Source organism: Cloacibacillus sp. (assembly GCF_020860125.1).
GTDB lineage: Bacteria > Synergistota > Synergistia > Synergistales > Synergistaceae > Cloacibacillus.
Window position 1 is genome coordinate 19,641 of record NZ_JAJBUX010000040.1, and the last position, 23,448, is coordinate 43,088.

Genomic DNA, 23,448 nt, shown 5'->3' on the forward strand with positions numbered 1-23,448 from the left:
CATCGTATCATACCGGACCGCAGCCGTTCCCGTCGGTGGGCGCTGATGAGGCTGCTGACCTCTGCCTCTTCCACTTATGATATGGTTCCGCCCAGCCGTTGAGGAAGCCCATATCCTCCGTGTCAAAGGCCGTAAAGTCCAATCCACCGCAGTACGATTCCGCCGCTGCGAATGCCTCCGGCAGTGAGAGCTGTTTGAGCAGCGCATCGGTCTGTTTTTCTTCGGGGGCGTTTGCTTCGTCGTTGTAACCCGCAGCGGCGCAGAGCAGCGGAAAGAGCGCATACCAGAGACCGAGCGTCCTGAACGCGTCGCCGGTTGAGTCTGCTTCGTCCGACGCGGCTGCCAGTGCCGCGAGAGGCACAATGATTTCGGCGAGCTCCATAGGGTAGAGGTCGTCGCTCAGCTGCGAGCGCGCCGATTTCGGCAGTATTTTTAAAACCAGCAGCTTTCCCCACAGCTCCGAACCGGCGGTGACATAACAGAGTCCGCTCTCGTGGTCGACATAAGTTTTGTCCGCCATGTGGCCGCCTCCATCTTTAATGATATTCTCTGCTTCGCCTCTCTCCTGCTGGGGCAGTTTTGTTGCTGGAACATAAAAGAGATAATTAAGTTTTTTAAGCTCTTTTGCCACACGCTGGATGGTATAGCCGCAGTCGAACTGCCTTTGCAGCGCGTAGAGGCTTAGACAGATGCTTTCTCTGCGTGGATGTTCCGGAGCGTGTTTGGCGAGCGTGATTACGGAAGATTCTACGAGGCTCTCTATTTCGTGCATAGACATGATTTTCACGAGGGCGCTGAAATAGTCGGCGGCAACCGCGTTATTTCGCGGCGCTGACCGCTTTCCCCTTTGCGATTATTTTACGCGGTTTTTCGCCGTTAAGTTTCATCCTATAGATGTCGTAAATGTTGGCTGACTTGGCGCGTGATTTTTCCGACGGGGCGTGTGCGGAAAAGATTATCTCGTCCGCGCCGAGCCAGGCGGCGTCGATTACGCAGAGACCGCCAACGGCGAGGCGTTCCGTTTTTTTCGTAGCCAGACGGTAGATAAACACCGCGCCTTTGGCCTCAGCCAGGCTTCCAGCCACCGCACAGAGCGCGCATTTTTCGCCGCCGACCTCCGCTGCGAAGAGCCACATGGTGCCGTCCGGCGATACGGAGATCCCGGTGGCGCTGCTGATGAGGATATTATCGGAGGGCAGCAGTCTGTTCATGGGGATATTCTCCATAAGCCTGCCATCCGTCTCCGAAAATTTATAGATGTTTTCGAAGTCAAAAGCATATACGAAGGCGGAGTCTGAGGACCAGAAGGGGCCGAAGAGGTCTGTTTTTACCGTATCCCTGCCAATCGTCATGTTCTTCCTTGTATCGAGGTCATAAAGAGCGGGGAGCCATCTGCTCTGATCGATGAAGATGTTATACAGCAGACGCCTTCCGTTCGAGGACCAGCGGGGGCCGTAACTGTTTTTCCCCGGTACTTCCTTTATCACCCGTGATTTTCTTGAGGTTATATCACAGAGCGCTATAAAGCGGCCGCCTGTTTTATCATACTGCGTATAGGCGACCGTGCCGCCGTCGGGCGATATCTCTGGGTCGTATCCTTTGCACAGCCGCGTTGTCCTTCCCGTCGCGCTATCGGCGGTGTAAATGTAAAAATCACCGCCGCTGACGCGCGAAAAGGCGATCTTTTCCGCCGCGCCGGGGTTGGAGGTAAAAAGTATTAATACTAGTGCCGGCAAGAGTATGGTAAATTTTTTCATATCTGCTCCTCCATTTTAACAGCCATAGTTAATAGTGCTAGTTTAGCACGCTTGGGCGGATGTGCGCATCCTGCATAGTGCGAAAAGCGCACACCCGCCCCTTGGACTGCCCTCTGCCGCGAAAAGACCGCATCCGGCAGGGGATAAAAAATTTTCTATTCAATAAAAATATAGCAACTTTTTTGCATGTATATAGATGAAGGGTTTTATCAAAATCTCATAGGAGGTAACAAAAATGGCGGAGAAAAAAGAATCTGTAGCAAGCGTACTTATCGGCGCGGCCTTCCTGATGGCCACTTCTGCGATAGGACCGGGGTTCCTCACACAAACGGCGGTCTTTACCGACAAACTGAAGGCGGCCTTCGCCTTCGCGATCATCGTTTCAATCGTCATAGACATCATCGTGCAGATGAACATCTGGCGTATCCTCGGAGTCTCAGGGAAGCGCGTGCAGGATGTGGCGAATGAAGTATTCCCCGGTCTGGGGTACTTCCTGGCGGTCCTCGTCGCCATCGGCGGCCTGGTATTTAACATCGGAAATGTCGGCGGCGCGGCGATGGGGCTCAACGTCATCTGCGGCCTGCCTCTGGCGCCCGGCGCGGTGATAAGCGCTCTGGTCGCCATCGCGCTCTTCCTAAATAAAGAGGCCGGTAAGGCGATGGACATGTTCACGAAGGTGCTCGGCATAATCATGCTCTGTATGGTAGCCTTCATGGTCGTCAAGACGATGCCTCCGGTAGGGCTGGCTCTCAGGGAGACCGTGATGCCCTCAAAGATAGACTGGCTGACGATCCTCACGCTGGTCGGCGGAACTGTGGGCGGCTACATCACATTCGCGGGAGCGCACCGTATCATTGACGCCGACATCGTAGGCGTAGGCAACCTTGATAAGATATCCCGCGGCTCCGTGACGGCGGTCTGCATCACCGGCGTGATGCGTTACCTGCTCTTCCTCGCCATCCTCGGCGTGGTCGTAACCGGCGTGGCGCTGGATCCGAAGAACCCGCCGGCATCGGCCTTCCTCATCGGCGCGGGTCAGATAGGCTACCGTATCTTCGGCGTCATCCTCTGGTGCGCGGCCGTCACCTCGGTGGTCGGCGCCTCCTACACCTCGATCTCCTTCCTGCGCACGCTCTTTAAGCAGATCGAAGCGAAGCACCGCTACTGGATAATCGGTTTCATCTGCGTATCGACGGCCATCTTTACGACGATGGGCAACCCGGTGACGCTGCTAGTATTCGCCGGCTCGCTCAACGGACTCATCCTCCCCGTTTCGCTGGGCGCGGTACTGCTGGCGGCCTACAATAAGAAGATCATCGGCGAGGGCTACCACCACCCGATGGTCCTCACGGTGCTGGGCTGGATAATGGTCATCTTCACGGCCTGGATGGGCTTCAAGTCCCTTACGGGAATAATGAAACTTTTCAGCTAAGAGAAAAGGGTTTACGGTGTAAAATTAGAGAGGGGCCATACCGCTCCTCTCTGATGCGAAGGGGTGATGTCGGTGGCAGTATATATTGATGAACCAAAATATTTGAACGCCGGGGAATCCTGCGTCGTGATTGAGTTTGCCGACGAGATAGACCGCGGGGCGAACGACGCGGTGATGAATCTTAAAAAATATCTTCTCACGCAGAAAAATGTGCCGGTGGTAGAGTGCCTTCCCACCTACAGATCGCTGGCGGTCTACTTTGACCCTAATACGACCAGCGCCGGCGCTGTTATAAAAGAGGCTCAGGCCGCGCCTAAGCTGGGCGGCGAAGCGTCCGGCGCGCCGCACACGGAGATCGCGATACCGGTCTGTTACGGCGGAGAATATGGGCCGGATATCGCCAATGTTGCGGAACACGCGGGGATATCCGAGGAGGAGGTCGTCAAGCGCCACAGCGCTAAAGCCTGCCATTGCTACATGATCGGCTTCATGCCGGGCTTCGCCTACCTTGGCGGCATGGACGAGACTATCGCGACGCCGCGCCTCACCAACCCGCGCACCGTCATCAAGGGCGGCAGCGTCGGCATAGCGGGAAAACAGACGGGCATATACCCGATAGACAGCCCCGGCGGCTGGCAGCTCATCGGGTGCACGCCGCTGCGCCTCTTTACGCCCGAGGCCTCGCGCCCGACGCTGATCGAGGCCGGTTATGAGGTGCGCTTTGTTCCCGTCACGGAAGAAGAATACAAAAAAATCGAGGCCGAAGTGGCTGCGGGCTCCTATGTGCCCGTCATAACGGAGGCGGTATAGGATGGAACTGACGATTAAAAAGGCGGGGATGCTCACCTCCGTGCAGGATCTTGGCCGCTGGGGATACCAGTCAAGCGGCGTTCCCGTCGCGGGGGCGATGGACCTGCCGGCGCTTAAACTCGGCAACGCGATGCTCGGCAACCCGGAGGGGGCGGCGGCGCTGGAGGTGACGCTGCTTGGACCGGAGATAGAGGTAAAAGGCGGCGGAGCGGCGGTATTCGCCGGAGCCGACCTTGGCTTCTCTGTCAACGGCAGGGCCGTCGGCTCATGGCTGGCCGTTGTGCTGCACGACGGCGACGTCATCTCCTTTACCGGACCTAAGGGCGCGGGCTGCCGCGGCTGCCTCTGCTTTGCGGGTGGCGTCGACGTTCCCGTCGTGATGAACAGCCGTACGACATACATGCGCGCGAAGATAGGCGGCCTGGACGGCCGGGCCCTTAAAAGCGGCGACGTGATAAAGGTAGGGGAGCCGGCTCCTCTCTGGAAACGCCTTGACGGGTTCCGTCTCCCGGCGGAGCTGAACCCCGCCGCCGCGGCGGAAGAGCCGCTGGCGATAATTACCGGACTGCAGTGCGACGCCTTCACGGAAGAGGGCTGTGCGCTGCTATTTGCCTCGGAATATCTCATCACCGCCGAATCCGACAGGATGGGCTGCCGTCTCGAGGGGCCGAAGATAGAGCATACGGAGAAGGGCGCGGACATAGTCTCCGACGGGATACCGCTCGGCGCGGTGCAGATCCCCGGACATGGAATGCCGATCATAATGCTCGCCGACCGCCAGACGACGGGAGGCTACACAAAAATAGGCGTCCTCACGCCGCTTTCCGTCGAGGCGCTTGTTCAGAAAATGCCTGGCATGAAGGTCAGGTTTCGCGAGGCGGAGCTCTCCGAGGGAGAGGCGGAACAGCGAAAGATAGCCGAGGCTGTGAAACGCGTAAACACGCTGCGTCTGTCATACGTTTCACGGAGTCAGCAGTCATCCTCACCGCTGCCCGGACGTTTTAAAATCACGCTCAACGGAAAAACATACGAGATCACCTGCGAAGAGATATAAAGAAAAGGAGTGACCGATCATGTACAAAGTAGACCTTAACAGCGATATCGGAGAGAGCTTCGGCGCCTACAAAATGGGGGACGACGCCGCGATCATGAACGCCGTGACCTCGGCGAACGTCGCCTGCGGCTTCCACGCGGGCGACCCGCTCGTGATGAAAAAGACGCTCAAGACCTGCGCCGAAAAGGGCGTCGCGGCGGGCGCGCATCCCGGTTACCCCGACCTTGTGGGCTTCGGGCGGCGAAACATGAAGTGCACCCCCGATGAGGAATACGCGGACTGCCTCTATCAGATAGGCGCGCTGAAAGCCTTCTGCGAAGCCAACGGCCTCAGGCTCCAGCATGTGAAGCCGCACGGCGCGATGTACAACCAGGCCGCCAAAGACCCAGTGCTCGCGAAGGCGATCGCCCAGGCCGTCAAAGACGCCGGCGAAGATATAATCCTTATGGGGCTCGCGAACTCGGAATTTGAGCGGGCCGCGAAAGAGCTTGGAATTCCCTTCGCCGCCGAGGCCTTCGCCGACCGCGGCTACATGCCGGACGGTTCGCTCGTGCCGCGTTCACAGCCGGGGGCGCTGATCCACGATGTGGAGGCCACCGCGAAGCGCGTTGTGCGCATGGTCACCGAAGGGACCGTCGAAGCGGTGGACGGCACGGTGATAAACTTCCGTCCGCAGTCGATATGTATGCACGGCGACACCCCCGAGGCCGTTGAAATGGCGAAGGCCGTCCGCGCCGCTCTTGAGGCCGCGGGCGTTAAAGTTACGAATCTGAAGGAGGTCGTGCTCGGATGACGCTGCCGTTTGACGTCGCACCATTTTACTCAACAGACCCGAAAGAGATGCGCCGGCTGATACGTGAGAATGAGTGGACGTACCCCACCTCCGGTCTCTGCCACTGCCATGTGCAGGCGAACATGATTGTCCTGCCGAAGGAATGGGCCTATGATTTTCTGGTATTTGCCCAGCGCAACCCTAAGCCCTGCCCGATTCTGGATATCACGGAGCCGGGGCAGTGGGAGGCTAAACTGATCGCCCCCGGCTCGGACGTGCGCACGGACATTCCGAAATACCGCGTCTGGAAGAACGGCGAGCTTGTCGACGAACCATCAGATGTCGTTAAATACTGGAAAGACGACCTTGTCGCCTTCCTGCTCGGCTGCTCCTTCAGCTTTGAGGGCGCGCTGCTGGAGGCGAACATCCCCATCCGCCATATCGACATGAACTGCAACGTGCCGATGTACGTCACGAACATTCAGAATCAACCGGCGGGCCGCCTCTCCGGGCCGATGGTCGTCAGCATGCGTCCGGTCAAGTACGCGCAGGTGCCGAAGGCGGTGCTCTCGACGGGTAGATTCCCCGCGGTGCACGGTGCGCCGGTGCATATCGGCGACCCCGCGGCGATCGGCATCAAAGACGTCAACAAGCCAGACTTCGGCGATGCGGTAGAGATCCGCGACGGTGAGACGCCGGTCTTCTGGGCCTGCGGAGTGACGCCGCAGGCGGTGCTCATGAAGAGCAAACCGCCCTTCGCGATCACGCACGCCCCCGGCTACATGTTCATCGGTGACCCGAAAGACGTGGATTACGCGGTGTTTTAAATTAACAAAAATTAAGGTACGTTGCCGCTGAACTAAAGAAAAATGCATACACAAGCGGCGCTTTCATCAAAGTAAAACGGCGGTTCTCATGAGGGCTCGCCGTTTTACTTTTTCATCTATGCTATATAAGCATTAGTTGTCTTTCAATTGGCTGTGCTTTCCTATTTGCCCGACAAGTTTGATTAATTACCCTATTGTTTTGAAAAGCTCCTTAATACAAGGTCAATTCTAAATTTTATAGGTGATTTCTAAGGCTGTTTTGTCTGACATCCGACTATACCTTTTAGGTATAGCTGTTATTTTATATATGTATTGGACAGTTGATAAACAAAAGGATAATCTATGTGCAAGAAATTAGATAATTAAATTTAAATATTAACAATAAGTTTATCCAAAAAATATGCATAGCAAAAAGATTATATCAATATTATCAAGCGGAGGGATGTACATGGCTCTATCTGTACATACAGTTGATGCAGTGGTTGTTGGCGGAGGGATAATGGGCTGTGCCGCCGCCTATTATCTGCGTCTGGCAGGGATTTCGAAGGTTGCGGTCGTTGAAAGGGATTCACTGTGCAGCGGTTCCACCGGCAGGTGCGCGGGCGGGTTCCGTCAACAGTTCCCGACCATAAACGAATGCCGTCTTGCTAAGGATAGCATTAAAATGATTGAGACGTTGGAAGATGAACTGGAATACGATATGGAAGTTAGGCAGGGCGGCTATCTTGTCCTCTCGTATACTAAAGAGCACGCGAAAGACGCAAAAGAGAAAATTACGATGCAAAACAGCATCGGCATACCGGTAAGGTGGATGGAAGTACCGGAGATAGAAAGTTTTGCTCCATGGCTTAACAGTGAAGAGGGGTTTGTCGGTGCGGCTTTCTGCCCGACAGACGGCACGCTGAACCCCTTTAAGATGGCCTATGCATATGCGAAGAAATTCCAGAATCTTGGAGGCAAGGTTTACCAGCATACCGAGGTTAGGGAGATCAGGCGGCTTCCAGGAGGCGGTTTCAGAACTGTTACGACGAACGGAGAGTTTTGCAGTCCTTTGCTTTTCAACTGCGCCGGCGCCTATTCTGCTAAGATAGGGGAGATGCTAGGACACGCCATTCCCATCGTTCCCCTTGCGCGCGAGAAGATAATCACCGAACCGGTCAAATACTTTCAGCCATTTCTCTGTAACTCGCCGCTTCACACACTTCATTTCAACCAGACTGCACACGGTTCCTTTCTTATGAGCTGCGCGAACATGAGCCTCAAACAGAGAGGGGATCTGCGCAACACGTGGCGTTTTACGCAGGAAACGGCAGACGCCGTGGCTCGGCTGCTTCCCGTCCTGAAAAAAATCCGCATCGTGCGCCAATGGGCCGGATATTACGAGACGACTCCTGACGGCAGGCCTTTCATTGGCGGCATAAAGGGGATAGATGGATTTTATCAGTCAGCCGGCTACAACGGACATGGCCTTATGCTGGCGCCCGCCGCGACAAAGGCGATTGTGGACGAGGCCCTCGGCGGGACAGTTCCGGAATGGTACGGGGCTTTTGCGATGTCACGTGTAGAAAAATGAGAAAAAACATATATTTAAAAGGAGTGCATTAAAATGACAAAAATCACAAAGATAGAAATATTCTCACTGGTTGCAAAATTCAAAAAACCCTTCAGCTTTTCGGGTATAACGCGGACAAGTTCCAAAAATATCATCATCAAAATCAATACTGACGAAGGTGTATACGGCATTGGCGAAGCCTGCCCCGTGCCTGGCATGTCAGGAGAAACGAGTGCCTCGATATGCTCTGTCATCCGTGAATTTATCGCACCGCTGCTTTCCGGTGCCGATCCGCTTCAAATATCCGTTCTTATGTCGAAGATAGACAAGGCCGTGGGCGGCAACGTTGTCGCCAAAGCTGGAATTAACATCGCGCTTTATGACCTGGCCGGAAAATTGCTCGGCGTTCCCGTCTATACACTGCTGGGTGGTAAATTCCGAGACTATGTGGATATTAATGGTTCGGTGGGGCTTGGCACAGCCGACGAGATGACGGCTACGGCTGAAGAACAGATGGAAGAGGCAGGAGTGCGCTACATAAAACTTTACTGTGGCCGCGATGATGTTGACAAAGATGTCAAAAAATTAAAAGAGATCATCAGGCGCATAGGCGGCAGGGCGAGGGTGTTCCTTGACGTCAACCAGCAATGGACGCCGAAGGCGGCCATTCAAGCGATACGAGCCCTGGAAGAGGAAAACCTCCTTTATGTCGAGCAGCCGACGCCAAAATGGGATTACGCGGGAATGCGCCAGGTTTGCGAAGCGGTTGAGACACCGATCGCAGCTGACGAAGCGGTATTCTATACCACGGATATTACGAACCTCGCGCTTCATCGGGCGGCAGACATCATCACTATATACGCGCTGAAACCCGGCGGCGTCAAAAAAGGTTACGAGTCGATCATGCTTTCGGCGGCGTTGGGAATGGAATGCTTTATCGGCAGTTACCTTGAGCTTGGCGTTGGCACCGCCGCGGGAATACACCTTTCCGCCGCTATACCATCACTGAAATATCCCTGCTATATGTTCGGACCGTTAAAGTATGAATTTGACGTCCTTAAAGAGGATTTGGAGATAAAAGATGGCAGGGTCAAGGTTCCGGACGGTCCGGGGCTGGGAATTGATATCGACGAGGACAGATTACGTTTGATGATGGTGGAATAGAAAAGCTGCGGAAGAAAAGAGGGGATGACGAATGAGGATAACTGAACATCCGATTCTTGAATTTAAACGTGATGAAAAACTGACCTTTTACTATAACGGCCAAGCGATAGATGCGTACAAAGGAGAGACCGTCGCCGCAGCGCTCCATGCTGCGGGAGTGCGCAAATTCGGTGAGAGTCCGGAGCTGCATCACCCGCGTGGGCTGTTTTGTGCCATAGGAAACTGTTCCTCTTGTTTTATGACCGTTGACGGTGAGGCAAATGTGCGCGTATGTGTCACACATGTTAAAGATGGCATGAAAGTAGAGGAACAGAGGGGAAAGGGGTGCGTTTGGAATGGTTGACGTCGAAATACTCGTTGTTGGCGGCGGCCCGGCCGGTTTGTCCGCGGCAAAAGCCGCCGCATCTCTGGGAGCGACTGTCGTAGTATGCGAGAGGGACGAGATGCCTGGCGGACAGCTCGTAAAACAGACGCATAAGTTTTTTGGTTCAGAAAAACAGTGCGCAGGCGAACGCGGCATACATATAGGACAAAAACTGCTCGCAGACGTAAGAGCTGACAAAAATATCACGCTGCTGACCGACGCCGCCGCCATTGGAATGTACGAGGACGGTGTGGTGGGATTACTTCATCACGGCATGTTTGTCAAGTACAGGCCTAAGCGATTGATCATCGCCACCGGAGCCTCAGAAAAATTCCTTGCCTTCAACGGCAACGATCTGCCGGGAATATACGGAGCTGGAGCCGTGCAAACTCTCATGAACGTAGCGGGTGTGAAGCCGGCGGAACGGGTGCTTATGGTAGGTTCGGGAAATATCGGTCTTATCGTGTCCTATCAGCTTAAGCAGGCTGGGGTAGAGGTGGCGGCAGTAATCGAGGCCGCGCCGAAAATCGGCGGATACCTTGTTCACGCATCAAAGATACGCAGGGCTGGTATTCCCATCCTGACGGGCTGGACAATATGCGAAGCCTATGGCGATGGGCAGGTGGAGGGGGCACGGATATGCAGGCTAGACGAGAAATGGCAGCCTATTCCTGGTACTGTGAGAGACGTTAAATGCGACGTAATCTGCCTGGCCGTAGGCTTGAGCCCGTTGACGGAGCTCTGCTGGCAGGCCGAGTGTGAAATGAAGTTTGTCAGGGAACTATCCGGCCATGTTCCGGTAACTGACAGGAATCTGGAGACGACCCATAAAGGGATATACGCCTCCGGAGACGTCAGCGGCATAGAGGAGGCCTCCTCAGCGATGGTAGAGGGAAAACTTGCCGGATATGCCGCCGCCGAAAGTCTGGGATACGGTTCAGATCGTGCCGCTGCACTAAAAGAAAAAGCCAGGAGCGAACTTGACGAACTCCGTGCCGGCCCGATGGGGGCTAAGATTAGACAGGGAATTGAAACTATGGAATCAAAGGGAGGAAAAGTCCATGTTAATCTCGACCGGTATTCCTGTTAAAGAGGATCTGGAAAAAGCGCGTCCCTCCGCAGAGCGTTTGGTAAAAGGGCCTGTGGCGATGGTTGAATGTTTTCAAGAGATACCGTGTAACCCCTGCGTTGCCGCCTGTGCACGCAAGGCTATCTCGATGTCCGGCGGCATTAACTCCGTGCCGGAGGTGGATTTTGAAAAATGTACCGGCTGCTCTATGTGTATCACACACTGTCCTGGGCTGGCGATTTTTGTCATTGACCAGAGCTACAGCGACGCTTTTGCCCTTGTAAAAATTCCATTCGAATACGTCCCTGTGCCTAAGGCGGGGCAGTTTGTAGTAGGACTTGACCGGTCTGGAGAAGAGCTGGGTTGGTTCCACGTCAACAGAATCACATCCGGAGGTAGAAAGAACATGACCAACGTGATAGCGTTGGAAGTGCCAAAGGGTCTCTCTATGGAAGTGCGCGATATCAAAGTCGGAGGTTACCGAGATGTCGAATAACAATGAGACGATCATCTGCCGCTGCGAAGATATCACAGTCGAGCGCATCCGTGAGTGTATAGCAGCAGGATGCACAACGATAAATGAGATCAAGCGCGAGACCCGTGCCGGCATGGGCCCCTGCCAGGGACGTACCTGCCGTATGCTGATTGCCCAGGAGCTTAGCTGTGCCTATAACATCCCGCTTGACGAGGTATTGTTGCCGACATTCCGCATACCGGCTGTCGCCGTGAGTATTGAGGTGATGGCGGAAGCAAAGGTTGCGGACGACGGTATAGTTAGTATTCCTTAGGCATTAGGCTATAAAAACCTTGACGAAAGATGCAGATTTTAAATATCGTTATTAAAAGAAAAAGTTCTCATCCTGTTTTTACTTAACCTGCCAACGCTATATTTAGGGGGGAGTTTGTAGTGTCTAACATCAGTTTTTTGGAAAATTTTCTTAAGGGTATGAAGCGTATTCAAGATCTCCTTGGAACAGTGCTGTTAGTAGCGGTAACTTTACTTGTTTTTTGTCAAGTTATCCTCCGCTATTGTCTTCACATGCCATTAATGGGGATAGAGGAACTTTTGATGTTGCCTACAATATGGCTGTACATGATCGGGTCGGCAAATGCCTCTCTTGGAAGAAGCCACATAGAGTGTGGTATTGCTACTTTATATATAAAAACCCCTCGTGGTATGTGTATATTTAAAATAATACGCAACTTTATTTCAGTAATAGTAGGAGGATGGCTGCTTCGTTGGGCGTTCTGGCTTCTTCAATATAGTTTCCGAATGGGCAAAGAAAGTCCGTTGTTGTTTATTCCAATGGAATATGTTGAAAGCGCCGTGTTCGTAGGGTTTTTATTAATGTGGTTGTATACGATTATTGAACTTATAGAAAATCTTACTCACTTGCTTAATAAAGATTTTGCTTCTTACATGAGAGAGGAGGAAATATAAATGCTGGGAGTTTTCTTTGCTGGTGTAGGCATAATGTTAGCTGTGCTAATGCTCAGTGTTCCGCTGCCATATTGCTTTGGTGGAGCCCTTGCTTTTATGGCTGTTTTTGGAGATGTCTCAATGAAGAGTATGATGCTTTGGGCTATTCCGCAGATTACCAGCCAAGTATTGCTGGCTAGCCCATTGTTTATCCTCTCCGGTTCGTTAATGGGATCTAGCGGCATAGCAACGCAGTTGCTGAATTTCATAGAAATTTTCACGGGGAGGGCAAAGAGTGCACTTGGAGCTGTCAGCGCGATAACTTGCGCAGTTATTGGAGCCATCTCAGGAAGCGGTTATACTGGCATAGCGGCTATTGGACCAATAATGATTCCTAGAATGGTTTCCATGGGATATTCCCGCGGGTACTCTACCGCACTTGTTACGGCAGCTTCTATTTTAGGGCTATTGATTCCTCCTAGCGTCAATATGATTCTCTATGGATGGGTTACGGAAACTTCAATACTTGCCTGCTTTCTTTCAACATTAGGCCCAGGAGTGTTTATATGCCTGCTAATGTGTATAATAAATGCCTACGTGGTTAGAAACGTCAATATTTCTCTACCGACCAAAGAAGAGGTAAAGCAAAAGAGGAAGGAATTTATACCACGAACGGCAGCAGCTTTTCCAGCTTTGATGATGCCGGTGATTATACTTGGAGGAATTTACGGTGGTGTATTTACAGCAACCGAGGCGGCTGCCGTATCAGCTGTTTATGCTGTGCCAGTGGGGCTCTTTATTTACAAAGGGCTAAAAGGCAGGACTCTTTATAAATCAATTTGCGATTCTACCACGTCCATCGGGGCGGTGATGGGAATGATTTTTTGTGGGCTAATGCTTGGCCAGGTTTATGCTTTTATGCAGATACCTGAAAAATTAGCCTCGCTAATACTTGGCGTGACCACGAATAAATTCTTCCTGCTCATGCTTATAAACATATTCCTACTTTTTGTAGGAATGGTGATGAGCGATACGATGGGGATTCTGCTTTGCGCTCCACTACTTTTGCCGATAGTGAAAAGCATCGGCATTGATCCTATACATTTTGCCGCAATAATGGGCACAAATCTGGCGATGGGAGGGATTACTCCGCCGTATGCGAGTATCCTATATTTTGGTATGAAAATAGGAGATTGCACCTTTGCAGAGGTTTTGAAACCTATTCTAATGATGATTTGTTTTGCTTATATACCAGGGATTCTTTTAGCTACATATTGGGAACCATTGTCGATGTACCTTCCGAGGCTACTCGGGTACTAATAATACACCATATTGAAGGAGGTATTTTATTATGAAAAAGTCTATCAAATCGGTACTAGTTATGCTTGCTGTAGCTGTAATGCTCGTTTCATCGACCACGGCTATATTTGCGAAAGATTGGAAGCTTTCACATACGAGGCCAACAGGTACACCATTGGACAATGATGCAAAATATTTTGTAGATAACGTGAAGAAAGTAACTAATGGGAGGATTAATATAGTTGTATTCCCAGCTAGCCAACTTGGAGATTATACTGTTGTACAAGAGAGACTTTCCATCGGTGATGTGGAAATGATGCTTTGTTGCCCATCTTCAACGGTAGATAAAAGACTTGCATTGACAACTATGCCATATCTGGCAACAAGCTGGGAGGAGTTGGAGTATCTTTATAATAAAGATGGTGGTGAAGCGCGTAAAATAATTGCGGAAATCCTCGATAAACAGGATATTCATCTTTTAGGGATATGGCCAGCTCTTTGTTCCGGCATAGGATTCACGAAGGAACCTAAAAGCCCTGGTGATCCTAATGTGCAAAAAAATCTTAAAATACGGGTCATGCCACTCAAAGTTTCTGAATTGACTGGTGAGGCGCTTGGTTATATGGCGACGCCGCTTGCTTTTGGGGATATCTTCACCGCTCTTCAAACAGGAATGATTGATGGAGTTATTGGAACTGGTCCAGAAGGAAATTGGTCTCAGTATCGCGATCTCATTAAATACTATTGCGATCAAAAGATATTCTATGAAGTTTTCCCGTTTATGATTAATAAGTCTATTTGGAATAGCTTGTCCAAAGAAGATCGTAATGCGCTTACGAAGATAGCCGATAGTATGGAAGAGAAACGCTGGGATGAAGTAGCTAAAGAACATAATATGTATATTAAAAAGCTTAGAGAAAATGGGACAAAGATAGTTACTTTCACCACAGGAGAGCTGGATATCATGCGGAAAAAAGTACAAGAAAAAGTATGGCCAAGTATTCCTAAGGAATTTCCGCCTGATCTTCAAAAAAGGATCATTGATTCTCTCTCAAAAATGAAAAAACAGTAAAAACATATAGATTAGGAGGAATGACGATGAGGCTTTTAGTAATCAATCCTTTTGGCGTAGGTACCTATGACGATAAAATTAAGGACATTTGTGAAAAGGTAAAACGATCAGGTACGGAAATAGTAGTGGAACATAATAAACGCGGCATACCGTTTATCCGCCACGCGTATTTTCAAATGCTTATGGTCCCTGATGTTGTCGAGCGTGTAATCCATGCTGAAAAGGAAGGTTTTGACGGTGTTTTTGTTTCTTGCTGTTTTGAGCCCGGAGTAAAAGAGGCGCGTGAAGTTGTGGATATTCCTGTTGTTGGTGGTTCAGTGCCGGCAGTATTTTTAGCTCGTCAGCTTGGTCAGAAATTTGGGTTTATCACAGACACGAAAAGGGCCGATGCCCAGACATATGACCTTTTTAAACAGTATAAGCTTGATATTGAAATGGTTGGTTTAGATTCTGTGCAGCTTGGAATTGAAGAAATCGCACAATCTCCGGAAAAGAATTTCGAACGAGCAGTGACATTGGCAAGAAAAATGGTAAGTGATGGGGCTGACGTAATAATTAACGGATGCACCGTTGTTTCAGCGTTTTTCAGCCAATATACTATTCCTGAGGATTTGAAAAATATCCCTATTATCGATGCCAACGTGGCATCGATTAAAACGCTTGAAATGATGGTCGACCTTCATGAGACGCTTGGTCTTACCGTCTCACGTAATATCTACTATCAAAAGCCACAGGTCATTGAACCAGAGGCATTCGAGATGGCAAGATATGTTTATAACGTGGGTAAATAACAGATAGGTCTTGTATAAGATGGCAAAAATACCTGCTACTATGTGCTAGGCATTTTTAAAACTGGCATATTGTTCGTACTTTTAACCGATTTTGGTTATTGTAGACATGCCTGTGGTGGATTGGCAGCTGGGTTGTTTAGCAAACGGCCGATATGTCTGAAAAAGTATGCGCAGTAAGCAACAATATTCGGCAGTCTGGCCCGAGCAGCTTTTAGCATAATCATCACGACTGTCGCAAATGGAATCTAAAGGCGAAGGTACAGGGTTTGTCTGCCTTGTTCCTTCGCCTATGCTGTACGCTATATACGGAAATTATGTTTTTTTATTATCTCCCAGCTTTTATTTACTACGGGCGATAAATTTGCATCTTTGCGCTTTATAGCTGAAAAAAAAGTTGTCTCATTTAAATCTGTTATCTCCATTATTTTGTAGTCGTTATCCCGGAACATTCTTTGGGTACAGTTGGGTATTATAGCGATTCCAACTCCCTGTTTAGCTAATATGACACCGTTTTCAAGTTCAAAGTAATAACACTGAATGTCAGGAGTTAGAGCTTTTTCCGTGAAGGCCTTAACTATTGGTAGGTAGAGCGACTCTCTCGACGGCATAATAAGAGGATAACTTGATAGGATTTCAAGAGATATACCATTAAGCCCTTCCTTCAATAACTGATGGGAGGCAGAAAGCGCCGCGACCCACCTTCCCTCATGTAATTTATGCATATCAAAAAACTCCATTCCAGAGAGAGGCCATCTAAGAAAACCAATATCGATCTCTCCGCTCAGTATGCGGTTGGTTATCTCGTTAGCTGTGCCGCTGTACGAGTTAATCTCTGCGTTGTGAAAATTTTCATGAAAGAGTTTTATAAACTGCGGCACAATGAGAGCGTTTGAAGCGTCATTTGAGCCTATCACAATTTTATTTTTTCCAGAAAACGTAATGGAGCGGAGTTCTGCCATGATATATTCGTGTAGGTTAATGAGTTCGATACCCTTCAGTTGAAGAAGTTTTCCCGCATCGGTAAGGACAAGGCCATTTTTTTCGCGAATAAATAACGGTGCGCCGATTTCTTCCTCTAGTACCATTATTGAGCGGCTTAGCGGCGGTTGTGACATGTGTAGTTTTTGTGCAGCGGCGGAGAAGTTTTTTTTCTCGGCAATGCAGAGAAAATATCTGAGCTGTCTTAGATCCAAACTTCACACTCTCCCTTGCTCCAGTCAGTCGATGATTTAACAACCAGGTTAGAGAAATTATAATCTAAAATTTGTGACTACGGGGAATGATTTTTAATGCATCTATTTATTTAGCTAAAATATCTTTATGCTACTATAATTACTATAAATAAGTATTTTTACGTAATATATACAATTTTAAAAATTTAATTTTTTAAAAAATAATGAAATAGTGCGATTATATCTTTTATTAGCGGTATTCATTGCATATTTGATATCTTTATAAAAAGTAAAAATTGGATATAGACTAAAATAAGTTGTTAAGGTATATTATCTTTGTCAGCAAAAACAGAGGTACACATAAATCTAATAAACGGGAGGAAGCATGATGATTTTAACGAATCCAGTTGTTATTTCAGTTGTTGTGATGATCGCGCTATGTCTGCTTAACCTTAACATTGTACTTGCCCTTCTTATCGCGGCTCTTGTTGCGGGACTAAGCGCCGGTATGGGTATTTCCGAGACGATGGGGACGCTTATTGGCGGTATGGGCGGCAACGCCGAGACCGCGCTTGCCTATTTCCTGCTCGGGACTTTCGCCGTCGCGATCGGCCAGACAGGTATTGCCTCTATCGCTTGTAAGAAGATAGCGAAAGTTGTCAAGGGGCGAAAATATATCCTTCTCTATATTCTGGTCGTCATCGCCTGTATGTCGCAGAATCTGGTTCCCGTCCACATCGCGTTTATCCCAATTTTGATACCGCCGCTTCTCCTGCTCTTCAATGAACTTAAAATAGACCGCCGCGCGGCGGCCTGCGCGCTCACCTTCGGTCTGAAAGCTCCATATATCGCGCTTCCCGTCGGTTTTGGGCTCATCTTCCACGGGATAGTTTCCAGCGAGATGGGACGCAACGGAATGGAAGTGGCGAAGACCGGCGTCTTCCACTATACATGGATAATAGGTTTAGGTATGGTCGTCGGGCTTCTCATCGCGCTTCACATTTCGTACGGTAAGCCGCGTGTCTATGAGAATAAACCGATCATCGGCGCAAATATGGATCTGCCGGAGGAGAAATTTACGCGGACTCACGTACTCGCCTTTGTCGCGATAGTCGTGGCTTTCGCCGCGCAGCTCATGACCGGGTCGCTGCCGCTCGGCGCTTTAGCCGCCATCATCGTCATGATCCTTACCCGCACGATTCCCTGGAAGGATATTGACAGCACCTTTATGGGCGGGCTGGAGATAATGGGGCTCATCGCTTTCGTCATGCTCATCGCGGCAGGCTACGGAAATGTTCTGCGTGAAACCAAAGCGGTGGACGCGCTTGTATCAAGCGTCGTCGGTATTGTCGGCGGCAGCCGCTTCTGGGGCGCCTTCCTCATGCTGGCGGTGGGACTTCTCGTCACGCTTGGTATCGGGACCTCTTTTGGTACGATCCCCGTCATTGCCGCGATATACTGCCCGCTCGCGGCGCAGCTCGGTTTTTCAGTTGGCGCTACCGCCTGTCTTATCGCGGCTGCCGCAGCGCTGAGGGATGCCGGTTCTCCCGCATCCGATTCGACCCTTGGCCCCACCTCGGGGCTGAACGCCGACGGTCAGCACAACCATATATGGGACACCTGTGTGCCGACCTTCCTGCACTATAATATTCCGATATTCATCGCCGCAATGATCGGCGCGCTCGTCATATACTAAAGAGCAGGTTATATAACAGAATCAAAAAAGGGCCGTAGCGGATATTCAGTCATCCGCTGCGGCCCTTTTGTATATTGGCTTCTTTAAGCGGCGAGCTTTTGGGCCCGTCCGGCGGCCCGCTTGAACCAGATTCCCCACAGCGCCTCCAACAGGCCGCAGACGATGATGATATACCGGATGTCCACCAGATCGCCTAGCGGTCCGAAACAGAGGATGGCCAGCGGCATGACGCCCTGAGATACGAACTGCAGGAGGGAAAAGACGCGCCCCATGTAGCTCTCGTCGGTGTTTGTCTGTATCAGCACCGTCTGTGCCGTGATCATAAAGGGGAGGAATATCCCCGCGACGCAGTCCAGAGCCAGGAATACCCAGAATATTTTTGTGAGCCCCATAAATGTGAAAATTATGCCAAAGCCCGCGAGCGAAACGGCGATCACCGTCACCTTGTCGTGGAAATCGCCCCTCCAGGCGATATAGGCGCCGCCGAGCAGAGAACCGGCGGTCCAGAACATTTCATTGGCGGTGAGCCGCCAGACCTCGCCGCCAAAGTTCCTCGCCACCATAAGCGGCGAGAGGAAGGCAGCGGGGGTGATGAGTATGAAGCTGACTGCATAGCAGATCGTGATCGTCTTCAAAAGCGGGTTGTCCAGCATGTAGCGGACGCCGCTTTTCAGTTCGGCGATGATGCTTTCATTAGAAGCTGTTTTCCGCTGCCGCGCTTTTACCCTGATCGCAGCCATAATGATGATAGCCAGGAGGGCGGTGCTCACGTCTATGAGGAAGGTCCATTTTATTCCCATCGTACCGAGAATGAAGCCTCCGGCGGCGGGGGAGATAAGCAGCAGGATGTTGTTCAGCGTCTGGTTGATGCCGTTTATTCTCACCAGCTGGTCCGCCGGGACTATTTGCGGGTAGAGGGCGTTGACCGCGGGCGACTGAAAGCCGCCGCCGATAGAGCGGAGAAACGAGACCGCGATAAGCAGCGTCAGGCTTTCGAAACCAGCGTGAAAGGCGGCGAAGGCCGCGAGGGTCGCGAGCGCTGTGAATCCGTCTGAAAGCATGATGATCATCTTTCGGCTGTATCTGTCGGCGACAACGCCTGCCCATAGTGAGATAAATATCTGCGGTGTCAGCGCCGCGATCGTCGATATCGTTATCCAGCTGCCGGAGGAGGTTTTGAGCGTTATATACCAGATGATGCTGAAGCCGACCACGGAGGAGCCGAACATAGATAGGTTCTGGCTGATAAGAAAGAGGAATATCTCCTTTTTCCATCTGCCGTCGTCCGCCGTTATCTCATTATTGTTTAAGGCCATCCCGTTTGCACCTCACAATCTATCCGCATCTGGAAACTGGCCGGTTGTCTGACCGTAAAACGCTCCGCGTTTTCTGTTATGCGGCGGCCTTTACGGCACAGGCCCGGTTTCGCTCTCTCTCATCTTTGGCGGTCGCAGCCGGTGATATTGAGCTTCGCCACCGAAGAGTACATTGCAGCCATTATATACTAAGCCAGGTTTTTCTCTCAAAAAATGAACGGAGATATCACCGTTTAGATGATATCTCCGTTTTGCTTTTCATTCTGTGAATGGCCACCCTGGTTTTGCCTGCTGCCAAAGTGATCAGCAGCTATCAGAAGGGCAGTTTCTTTACGGCTTTTTCTACTTGCTGGGCGTTACGATATCCTTATCGGTTACCACTCCGTAGTAGTGGAACTTTCCGTCCTTAACTATCTGTATCTGTACCGGCTTGACGACTTCGCCCTCGGGTGTGAAGCCGCTGATCAGTCCGGTGAGGCCGTCGTAGTTTTTCGTCGCCGCGAGGGCTTTAGCTACCGCGGGACCGTCGGTCGTCTTGGCCTGCTTGATGGCGTTCGCGAGCAGCATAAAGGCGTCATATGCCGAGGCTCCAACCATGTCGGGTTCTATCTTATGGAGCTTGCGGTACGTGGCGAGGAACTCCTGCACCTCTTTGCGTTTGTCGTCGCGGTTGAGGTTGGTCACGATGATGAGCCCCTCGGCGGCCTTGCCCGCTATCTCCGTGGTCTTCGGGGAGTCGGCGCCCTCTTCTCCGATGAACTGCACTTTAATGCCCATCTCCTGCGCCTGTTTCATTGCCGGTCCCACCTGGAAGTAGTAGCCGCTGAAGAATACTACGTCGGGATTGGCCGCCTTCATCTTGGAAAGATAAGGCTTGAAATCCTTCTCGCTCATCGGATACTTCTGCTGTGACACTATCTTTGCCTCCGGGTGCTTTGCGAGATATTCGTCGAAGCCTTGGGCGAGGGTCGTGCCGAAGTCGTTGTCGCTGACGATGAGGGCGATTTTTTTCGCCTTAAGGAGTTTGACCGCCGTGTACGCCGCACCTTTGCCCTCTACCGTGCCGAGGAATCCGTTACGGAAGGTGTAGTCGCCCTTTGTGATATCGGGGTGCAGGGCATAGGCCGAGACGAGCGGAATCTCTTCGTCGTTGAATATCGTGGAGACCGCTCTTGTCGGAAGACTGTACGAGCCCGCGACAAAGGCGACGACGCCGTCCTGACCGATGAGCTTGTTCGCCAGCGGCACGGACTGTTTCGGGTCGGCCGCGTCGTCGTAGCAGACAAGTTCGACCTTTTTGCCGAGCAGCCCGCCCTCTTTGTTTACTTTGTCAACGGCGATTTTCACGGACTCGTAGACGCTGAATCCGTCAGCCGCGGCGAAGCCGGTGAGAGGGGCGAGCATGCCGACCTTGATCGTATCCGCCGCCATCGCGCCGCCGGTAAAGACGACGAGTGCGAGAGCGAGCGCCGCAATTAAAATGCTGAAACTTTTTTTCATGATACCACTACCTCCTGTTTTTTTATGCGCCTAGATACGCCTCTCTCACCCGCCTGTCGGCGAGGAGTTCGGCGCTTGAACCCGATATGTTTATCTGTCCCGTCTCCAGCACATATCCCCTGCCGGAGATGCGCAGGGAGGCGAGGGCGTTTTGTTCCACGAGCAGTATCGTTATATTTTGGTCTTTCTTCAGCGAGCGCAGTACCTCGAATACCTGCTCCGTCAGCTTGGGCATCAGCCCCATGGAGACCTCGTCCACAAATAGCAGCTTTGGGTCGGATACGAGGGCGCGGGCGATCGCAAGCTGCTGCTGCTCGCCGCCCGAAAGGGTGTTCGCGAGCTGCGTGCCCCGTTCCTTTAGTATGGGAAACAGTTCGTAGATCATCGCAAGTTTTCCCGTGAGCTTTGACTGCATGCCGTAGACGCCCATCTTGAGGTTTTCGTAGACGGAGAGCTGCGGGAAACAGCGCGCCCTTTCGGGGACGATCTTTATCCCGAGCGCCGATCTTTTGTGCGCAGGCAGATTGGTGATGTCCCGGCCCTCAAAGATTATTTTGCCGGAACGCAGCGGCTGGAGCCCCATCAGCGCGCGCAGCGTCGTCGTTTTGCCGGCGCCGTTCGCGCCGATTATCGAAACAAGCTCGCCCTGCGCGACCTCGAAACTTATTCCGTGTACCGCCTCAATATCGCCGTAGGCGACGCGCAGGTCACTGACGCTCAGCAGCATCGGCGCAGTCCCCCTTTCCAAGATATGCCTCGATAACGGCCGGGTCGGCGCTTATCTCGGCAGGCAGTCCCTCCGCAAGTTTGCGCCCGTGGTCGAGCACCACTATCCGGTCGGAGAGGCCCATCGCCACGCGCATGTTGTGCTCGATGAACAGTACCGAGACGCCGTCTTCGCGGATTCTCAATATCAGCTCCTCCGTGGCCTTTATCTCCTCGTAGCGCAGGCCGGAGAAGCATTCGTCAAGAAGCAGCAGCTTCGGTTCAAGGGCGAGGGCTCTGGCGATCTCCAGTTTGCGCAGGTTGCCGAGGGGCAGCAGCGCGGCCTTGAGCTCAGCCTTGTCCGCCAGTCCGACCCTCCGTAATACCTCCATCGCCCGCAGGCGGCTCTCCACGGTGTTCCAGAATCTCCACGAGAGGCGGAAGCTGCCGTATTTCATCATTCCCAGAGCGACAATCACATTGTCCAGGACGGAGAGCCCGCTGAAGGGCTTTACCACCTGGAAGGTCCGTCCGACGCCGAGCATCGCCATCCGGTACGGCGGAAATCCGTTTGTCTTCATGCCGTTCAGGAGTATCTCGCCGCCCGTCGGTTTATAGACCCCGGATATCATATTGAAGCAGGTCGTTTTTCCGGCTCCGTTGGGTCCTAAAAGCCCTAGTATCTCACCGCGTTTTATTTCAAAGCTCACATTATCGACCGCTTTAAGGCCGCCGAAATTTATCGACAGATTTTTGACCTCAAGAATGACCTCACTCAACCTTGGCGCCCCCCTTCGGGCCTTTCCTGCCGGCCGTCAGATTTTTCAGGGACATCATCGTAGAACCGCCGAGGATGCCGCCCGGCATGAAGCGTATCATCAACAGGAGCAACATGGCGTAGAGGAACATCCTGTAGTTGACGAGGGGTCTGAAGACCTCCGGCAGGATTCCCAAAATGACGGCTCCCACCAACGGTCCCCAGAAGGTGCCGAGGCCGCCGGCGACGACGATCGAAAGCAGCGTTACGGAAAATGGGAAGGTGAAGGAGTCCGCGCTGATGAAGCGCATATAGTGCGCGTAGAGCACGCCGGAGAGCCCCGCGAGCGCCGTGCCGAGGACGAAGGCCGTCAGCTTGGCGCATACGGGAGAGACTCCCATGCTGGAGGCTGCCGTCTCCTCCTCGCGCACCGCGAAACAGGAGAGCCCGCTCCACGAACAGGTGAAGAACCGGCAGACGGCCATCGTCAGCACAAGGAAGGCGAGGCAGAGCGCGAAATATCCCGGAGCTTTGAGCACGGTGCCGAAGAACCTTGCGCGGGGAATGCCGCCGATGCCAAGAGCGCCGCCCAGCGCGGGGGTGTACTGGAATATCGCCACCACGATGAAGTTGATGCCGATCGTTGTGATGGCGAGGAAGTCCTCTCTGACGCGCAGGCTTGGCAGGCCGCAGAGCAGGCCGACGGCCGCGACGATGATCACCGATATCGGCAGCGACTGCCAGAAGGTGAGCCCGGCGGCGGTGGTCAGCATCGCCGCGGAATAGGCTCCGATGCCGACGAAGGCGGCGTGGCCGAGAGATATCTGACCGGCGTTGCCGACGATGACGTTAAGGCCGTAGGCCGCGATCGCCTGTATTATTATCTGTGTCGCCACGTTCAGTACATAGCTGTCCATGA

The 23,448-nt window shown here is 52.0% G+C and carries 24 protein-coding genes; 16 read left to right on the forward strand and 8 right to left on the reverse strand.

What is annotated here, in order from left to right; genetic code table 11:
- Positions 1-7 precede the first annotated feature (7 nt).
- Both LIO98_RS05135 and LIO98_RS05140 read right to left on the reverse strand, forming a co-directional pair.
- Entirely contained in the window at positions 8-778 is a 771-nt protein-coding gene (locus LIO98_RS05135; protein WP_291953774.1) for a hypothetical protein, read from the reverse strand.
- A 40-nt stretch (positions 779-818) separates the two neighbouring features.
- Entirely contained in the window at positions 819-1,757 is a 939-nt protein-coding gene (locus LIO98_RS05140) for a hypothetical protein (RefSeq protein WP_291953776.1), read from the reverse strand.
- Positions 1,758-1,992: 235 nt separating this feature from the next.
- Between LIO98_RS05140 and LIO98_RS05145 the strand changes: the two genes are divergently transcribed.
- From LIO98_RS05145 to LIO98_RS05215, 15 genes are all read left to right on the forward strand, one after another.
- Positions 1,993-3,189, forward strand: a complete 1,197-nt coding sequence (locus tag LIO98_RS05145; RefSeq protein WP_291953777.1) for an NRAMP family divalent metal transporter — start codon at positions 1,993-1,995, stop codon at positions 3,187-3,189.
- Between the two features lie 66 nt (positions 3,190-3,255).
- Positions 3,256-3,999, forward strand: coding sequence for a 5-oxoprolinase subunit PxpB (pxpB, locus tag LIO98_RS05150; protein ID WP_291953779.1), 744 nt, complete (start codon positions 3,256-3,258; stop codon positions 3,997-3,999).
- Position 4,000: 1 nt separating this feature from the next.
- Complete coding sequence (locus LIO98_RS05155; protein WP_291953781.1) at positions 4,001-5,053, forward strand: biotin-dependent carboxyltransferase family protein; 1,053 nt, start codon at positions 4,001-4,003, stop codon at positions 5,051-5,053.
- Between the two features lie 19 nt (positions 5,054-5,072).
- Positions 5,073-5,846: a 5-oxoprolinase subunit PxpA gene (locus tag LIO98_RS05160; protein ID WP_291953783.1), complete on the forward strand. Its 774-nt coding sequence runs from the start codon at positions 5,073-5,075 to the stop codon at positions 5,844-5,846.
- Positions 5,843-6,652: a putative hydro-lyase gene (locus LIO98_RS05165; RefSeq protein ID WP_291953785.1), complete on the forward strand. Its 810-nt coding sequence runs from the start codon at positions 5,843-5,845 to the stop codon at positions 6,650-6,652. Before LIO98_RS05160 ends, LIO98_RS05165 begins: the two co-directional genes overlap by 4 nt.
- A gap of 448 nt (positions 6,653-7,100) precedes the next feature.
- Positions 7,101-8,225, forward strand: a complete 1,125-nt coding sequence (locus LIO98_RS05170) for an FAD-dependent oxidoreductase (RefSeq protein ID WP_291953787.1) — start codon at positions 7,101-7,103, stop codon at positions 8,223-8,225.
- Positions 8,226-8,258: 33 nt separating this feature from the next.
- On the forward strand, positions 8,259-9,368 hold the full coding sequence (locus tag LIO98_RS05175) for an enolase C-terminal domain-like protein (protein WP_291953790.1): 1,110 nt from the start codon (positions 8,259-8,261) through the stop codon (positions 9,366-9,368).
- Positions 9,369-9,399: 31 nt separating this feature from the next.
- The gene (locus LIO98_RS05180) at positions 9,400-9,711 is read left to right on the forward strand and encodes a (2Fe-2S)-binding protein (protein WP_291953791.1); all 312 of its coding nucleotides are present in this window, start codon (positions 9,400-9,402) and stop codon (positions 9,709-9,711) included.
- Entirely contained in the window at positions 9,704-10,822 is a 1,119-nt protein-coding gene (locus tag LIO98_RS05185; RefSeq protein WP_291953793.1) for an FAD-dependent oxidoreductase, read from the forward strand. Before LIO98_RS05180 ends, LIO98_RS05185 begins: the two co-directional genes overlap by 8 nt.
- Entirely contained in the window at positions 10,794-11,297 is a 504-nt protein-coding gene (locus LIO98_RS05190; RefSeq protein WP_291953795.1) for a 4Fe-4S dicluster domain-containing protein, read from the forward strand. Before LIO98_RS05185 ends, LIO98_RS05190 begins: the two co-directional genes overlap by 29 nt.
- Entirely contained in the window at positions 11,287-11,589 is a 303-nt protein-coding gene (locus tag LIO98_RS05195; RefSeq protein ID WP_291953797.1) for a (2Fe-2S)-binding protein, read from the forward strand. The genes LIO98_RS05190 and LIO98_RS05195 overlap by 11 nt, the downstream gene beginning before the upstream one ends.
- Positions 11,590-11,708: 119 nt before the next feature.
- The gene (locus LIO98_RS05200; RefSeq protein ID WP_291953800.1) at positions 11,709-12,242 is read left to right on the forward strand and encodes a TRAP transporter small permease; all 534 of its coding nucleotides are present in this window, start codon (positions 11,709-11,711) and stop codon (positions 12,240-12,242) included.
- On the forward strand, positions 12,243-13,541 hold the full coding sequence (locus LIO98_RS05205; protein WP_291953802.1) for a TRAP transporter large permease: 1,299 nt from the start codon (positions 12,243-12,245) through the stop codon (positions 13,539-13,541).
- Between the two features lie 31 nt (positions 13,542-13,572).
- Positions 13,573-14,592 (forward strand): TRAP transporter substrate-binding protein DctP, encoded by a 1,020-nt coding sequence (gene dctP / locus LIO98_RS05210; RefSeq protein WP_291953804.1) that lies wholly within the window; start codon positions 13,573-13,575, stop codon positions 14,590-14,592.
- 26 nt (positions 14,593-14,618) lie between these two features.
- Positions 14,619-15,383, forward strand: coding sequence for an aspartate/glutamate racemase family protein (locus LIO98_RS05215; RefSeq protein WP_291953807.1), 765 nt, complete (start codon positions 14,619-14,621; stop codon positions 15,381-15,383).
- 299 nt (positions 15,384-15,682) lie between these two features.
- Here LIO98_RS05215 and LIO98_RS05220 read toward each other — a convergent pair whose 3' ends face one another.
- Positions 15,683-16,576 carry a LysR family transcriptional regulator gene (locus LIO98_RS05220; RefSeq protein WP_291953809.1) on the reverse strand — a complete coding sequence of 298 codons (894 nt, stop codon included), beginning with the start codon at positions 16,574-16,576 and terminating at the stop codon, positions 15,683-15,685.
- Positions 16,577-16,943: 367 nt separating this feature from the next.
- On the opposite strand from LIO98_RS05220, the gene LIO98_RS05225 reads away from it, so the two are divergent.
- Positions 16,944-18,251, forward strand: a complete 1,308-nt coding sequence (locus LIO98_RS05225) for a Na+/H+ antiporter NhaC family protein (RefSeq protein ID WP_291953811.1) — start codon at positions 16,944-16,946, stop codon at positions 18,249-18,251.
- A gap of 83 nt (positions 18,252-18,334) precedes the next feature.
- Here LIO98_RS05225 and LIO98_RS05230 read toward each other — a convergent pair whose 3' ends face one another.
- The 5 genes from LIO98_RS05230 to LIO98_RS05250 all read right to left on the reverse strand — a co-directional run bounded on the left by LIO98_RS05230 (position 18,335) and on the right by LIO98_RS05250 (position 23,446).
- Complete coding sequence (locus LIO98_RS05230) at positions 18,335-19,567, reverse strand: MFS transporter (protein WP_291953813.1); 1,233 nt, start codon at positions 19,565-19,567, stop codon at positions 18,335-18,337.
- Between the two features lie 342 nt (positions 19,568-19,909).
- On the reverse strand, positions 19,910-21,067 hold the full coding sequence (locus LIO98_RS05235; protein WP_291953814.1) for an ABC transporter substrate-binding protein: 1,158 nt from the start codon (positions 21,065-21,067) through the stop codon (positions 19,910-19,912).
- Positions 21,068-21,089: 22 nt separating this feature from the next.
- Complete coding sequence (locus LIO98_RS05240; RefSeq protein ID WP_291953816.1) at positions 21,090-21,794, reverse strand: ABC transporter ATP-binding protein; 705 nt, start codon at positions 21,792-21,794, stop codon at positions 21,090-21,092.
- On the reverse strand, positions 21,775-22,551 hold the full coding sequence (locus LIO98_RS05245; RefSeq protein ID WP_291953818.1) for an ABC transporter ATP-binding protein: 777 nt from the start codon (positions 22,549-22,551) through the stop codon (positions 21,775-21,777). Before LIO98_RS05245 ends, LIO98_RS05240 begins: the two co-directional genes overlap by 20 nt.
- Complete coding sequence (locus tag LIO98_RS05250) at positions 22,544-23,446, reverse strand: branched-chain amino acid ABC transporter permease (protein WP_291953820.1); 903 nt, start codon at positions 23,444-23,446, stop codon at positions 22,544-22,546. The genes LIO98_RS05245 and LIO98_RS05250 overlap by 8 nt, the downstream gene beginning before the upstream one ends.
- Positions 23,447-23,448: the final 2 nt, after the last annotated feature.

Coding starts and splice junctions, on each gene's coding strand:
- LIO98_RS05135 (WP_291953774.1), bottom strand. CDS start 778: ATGTCTATGCACGAAATAGAGAGCCTCGTAGAATCTTCCGTAATCACG.
- LIO98_RS05140 (WP_291953776.1), bottom strand. CDS start 1,757: ATGAAAAAATTTACCATACTCTTGCCGGCACTAGTATTAATACTTTTT.
- LIO98_RS05145 (WP_291953777.1), top strand. CDS start 1,993: ATGGCGGAGAAAAAAGAATCTGTAGCAAGCGTACTTATCGGCGCGGCC.
- pxpB (WP_291953779.1), top strand. CDS start 3,256: ATGTCGGTGGCAGTATATATTGATGAACCAAAATATTTGAACGCCGGG.
- LIO98_RS05155 (WP_291953781.1), top strand. CDS start 4,001: ATGGAACTGACGATTAAAAAGGCGGGGATGCTCACCTCCGTGCAGGAT.
- LIO98_RS05160 (WP_291953783.1), top strand. CDS start 5,073: ATGTACAAAGTAGACCTTAACAGCGATATCGGAGAGAGCTTCGGCGCC.
- LIO98_RS05165 (WP_291953785.1), top strand. CDS start 5,843: ATGACGCTGCCGTTTGACGTCGCACCATTTTACTCAACAGACCCGAAA.
- LIO98_RS05170 (WP_291953787.1), top strand. CDS start 7,101: ATGGCTCTATCTGTACATACAGTTGATGCAGTGGTTGTTGGCGGAGGG.
- LIO98_RS05175 (WP_291953790.1), top strand. CDS start 8,259: ATGACAAAAATCACAAAGATAGAAATATTCTCACTGGTTGCAAAATTC.
- LIO98_RS05180 (WP_291953791.1), top strand. CDS start 9,400: ATGAGGATAACTGAACATCCGATTCTTGAATTTAAACGTGATGAAAAA.
- LIO98_RS05185 (WP_291953793.1), top strand. CDS start 9,704: ATGGTTGACGTCGAAATACTCGTTGTTGGCGGCGGCCCGGCCGGTTTG.
- LIO98_RS05190 (WP_291953795.1), top strand. CDS start 10,794: ATGTTAATCTCGACCGGTATTCCTGTTAAAGAGGATCTGGAAAAAGCG.
- LIO98_RS05195 (WP_291953797.1), top strand. CDS start 11,287: ATGTCGAATAACAATGAGACGATCATCTGCCGCTGCGAAGATATCACA.
- LIO98_RS05205 (WP_291953802.1), top strand. CDS start 12,243: ATGCTGGGAGTTTTCTTTGCTGGTGTAGGCATAATGTTAGCTGTGCTA.
- dctP (WP_291953804.1), top strand. CDS start 13,573: ATGAAAAAGTCTATCAAATCGGTACTAGTTATGCTTGCTGTAGCTGTA.
- LIO98_RS05215 (WP_291953807.1), top strand. CDS start 14,619: ATGAGGCTTTTAGTAATCAATCCTTTTGGCGTAGGTACCTATGACGAT.
- LIO98_RS05225 (WP_291953811.1), top strand. CDS start 16,944: ATGATTTTAACGAATCCAGTTGTTATTTCAGTTGTTGTGATGATCGCG.
- LIO98_RS05230 (WP_291953813.1), bottom strand. CDS start 19,567: ATGGCCTTAAACAATAATGAGATAACGGCGGACGACGGCAGATGGAAA.
- LIO98_RS05235 (WP_291953814.1), bottom strand. CDS start 21,067: ATGAAAAAAAGTTTCAGCATTTTAATTGCGGCGCTCGCTCTCGCACTC.
- LIO98_RS05240 (WP_291953816.1), bottom strand. CDS start 21,794: ATGCTGCTGAGCGTCAGTGACCTGCGCGTCGCCTACGGCGATATTGAG.
- LIO98_RS05250 (WP_291953820.1), bottom strand. CDS start 23,446: ATGGACAGCTATGTACTGAACGTGGCGACACAGATAATAATACAGGCG.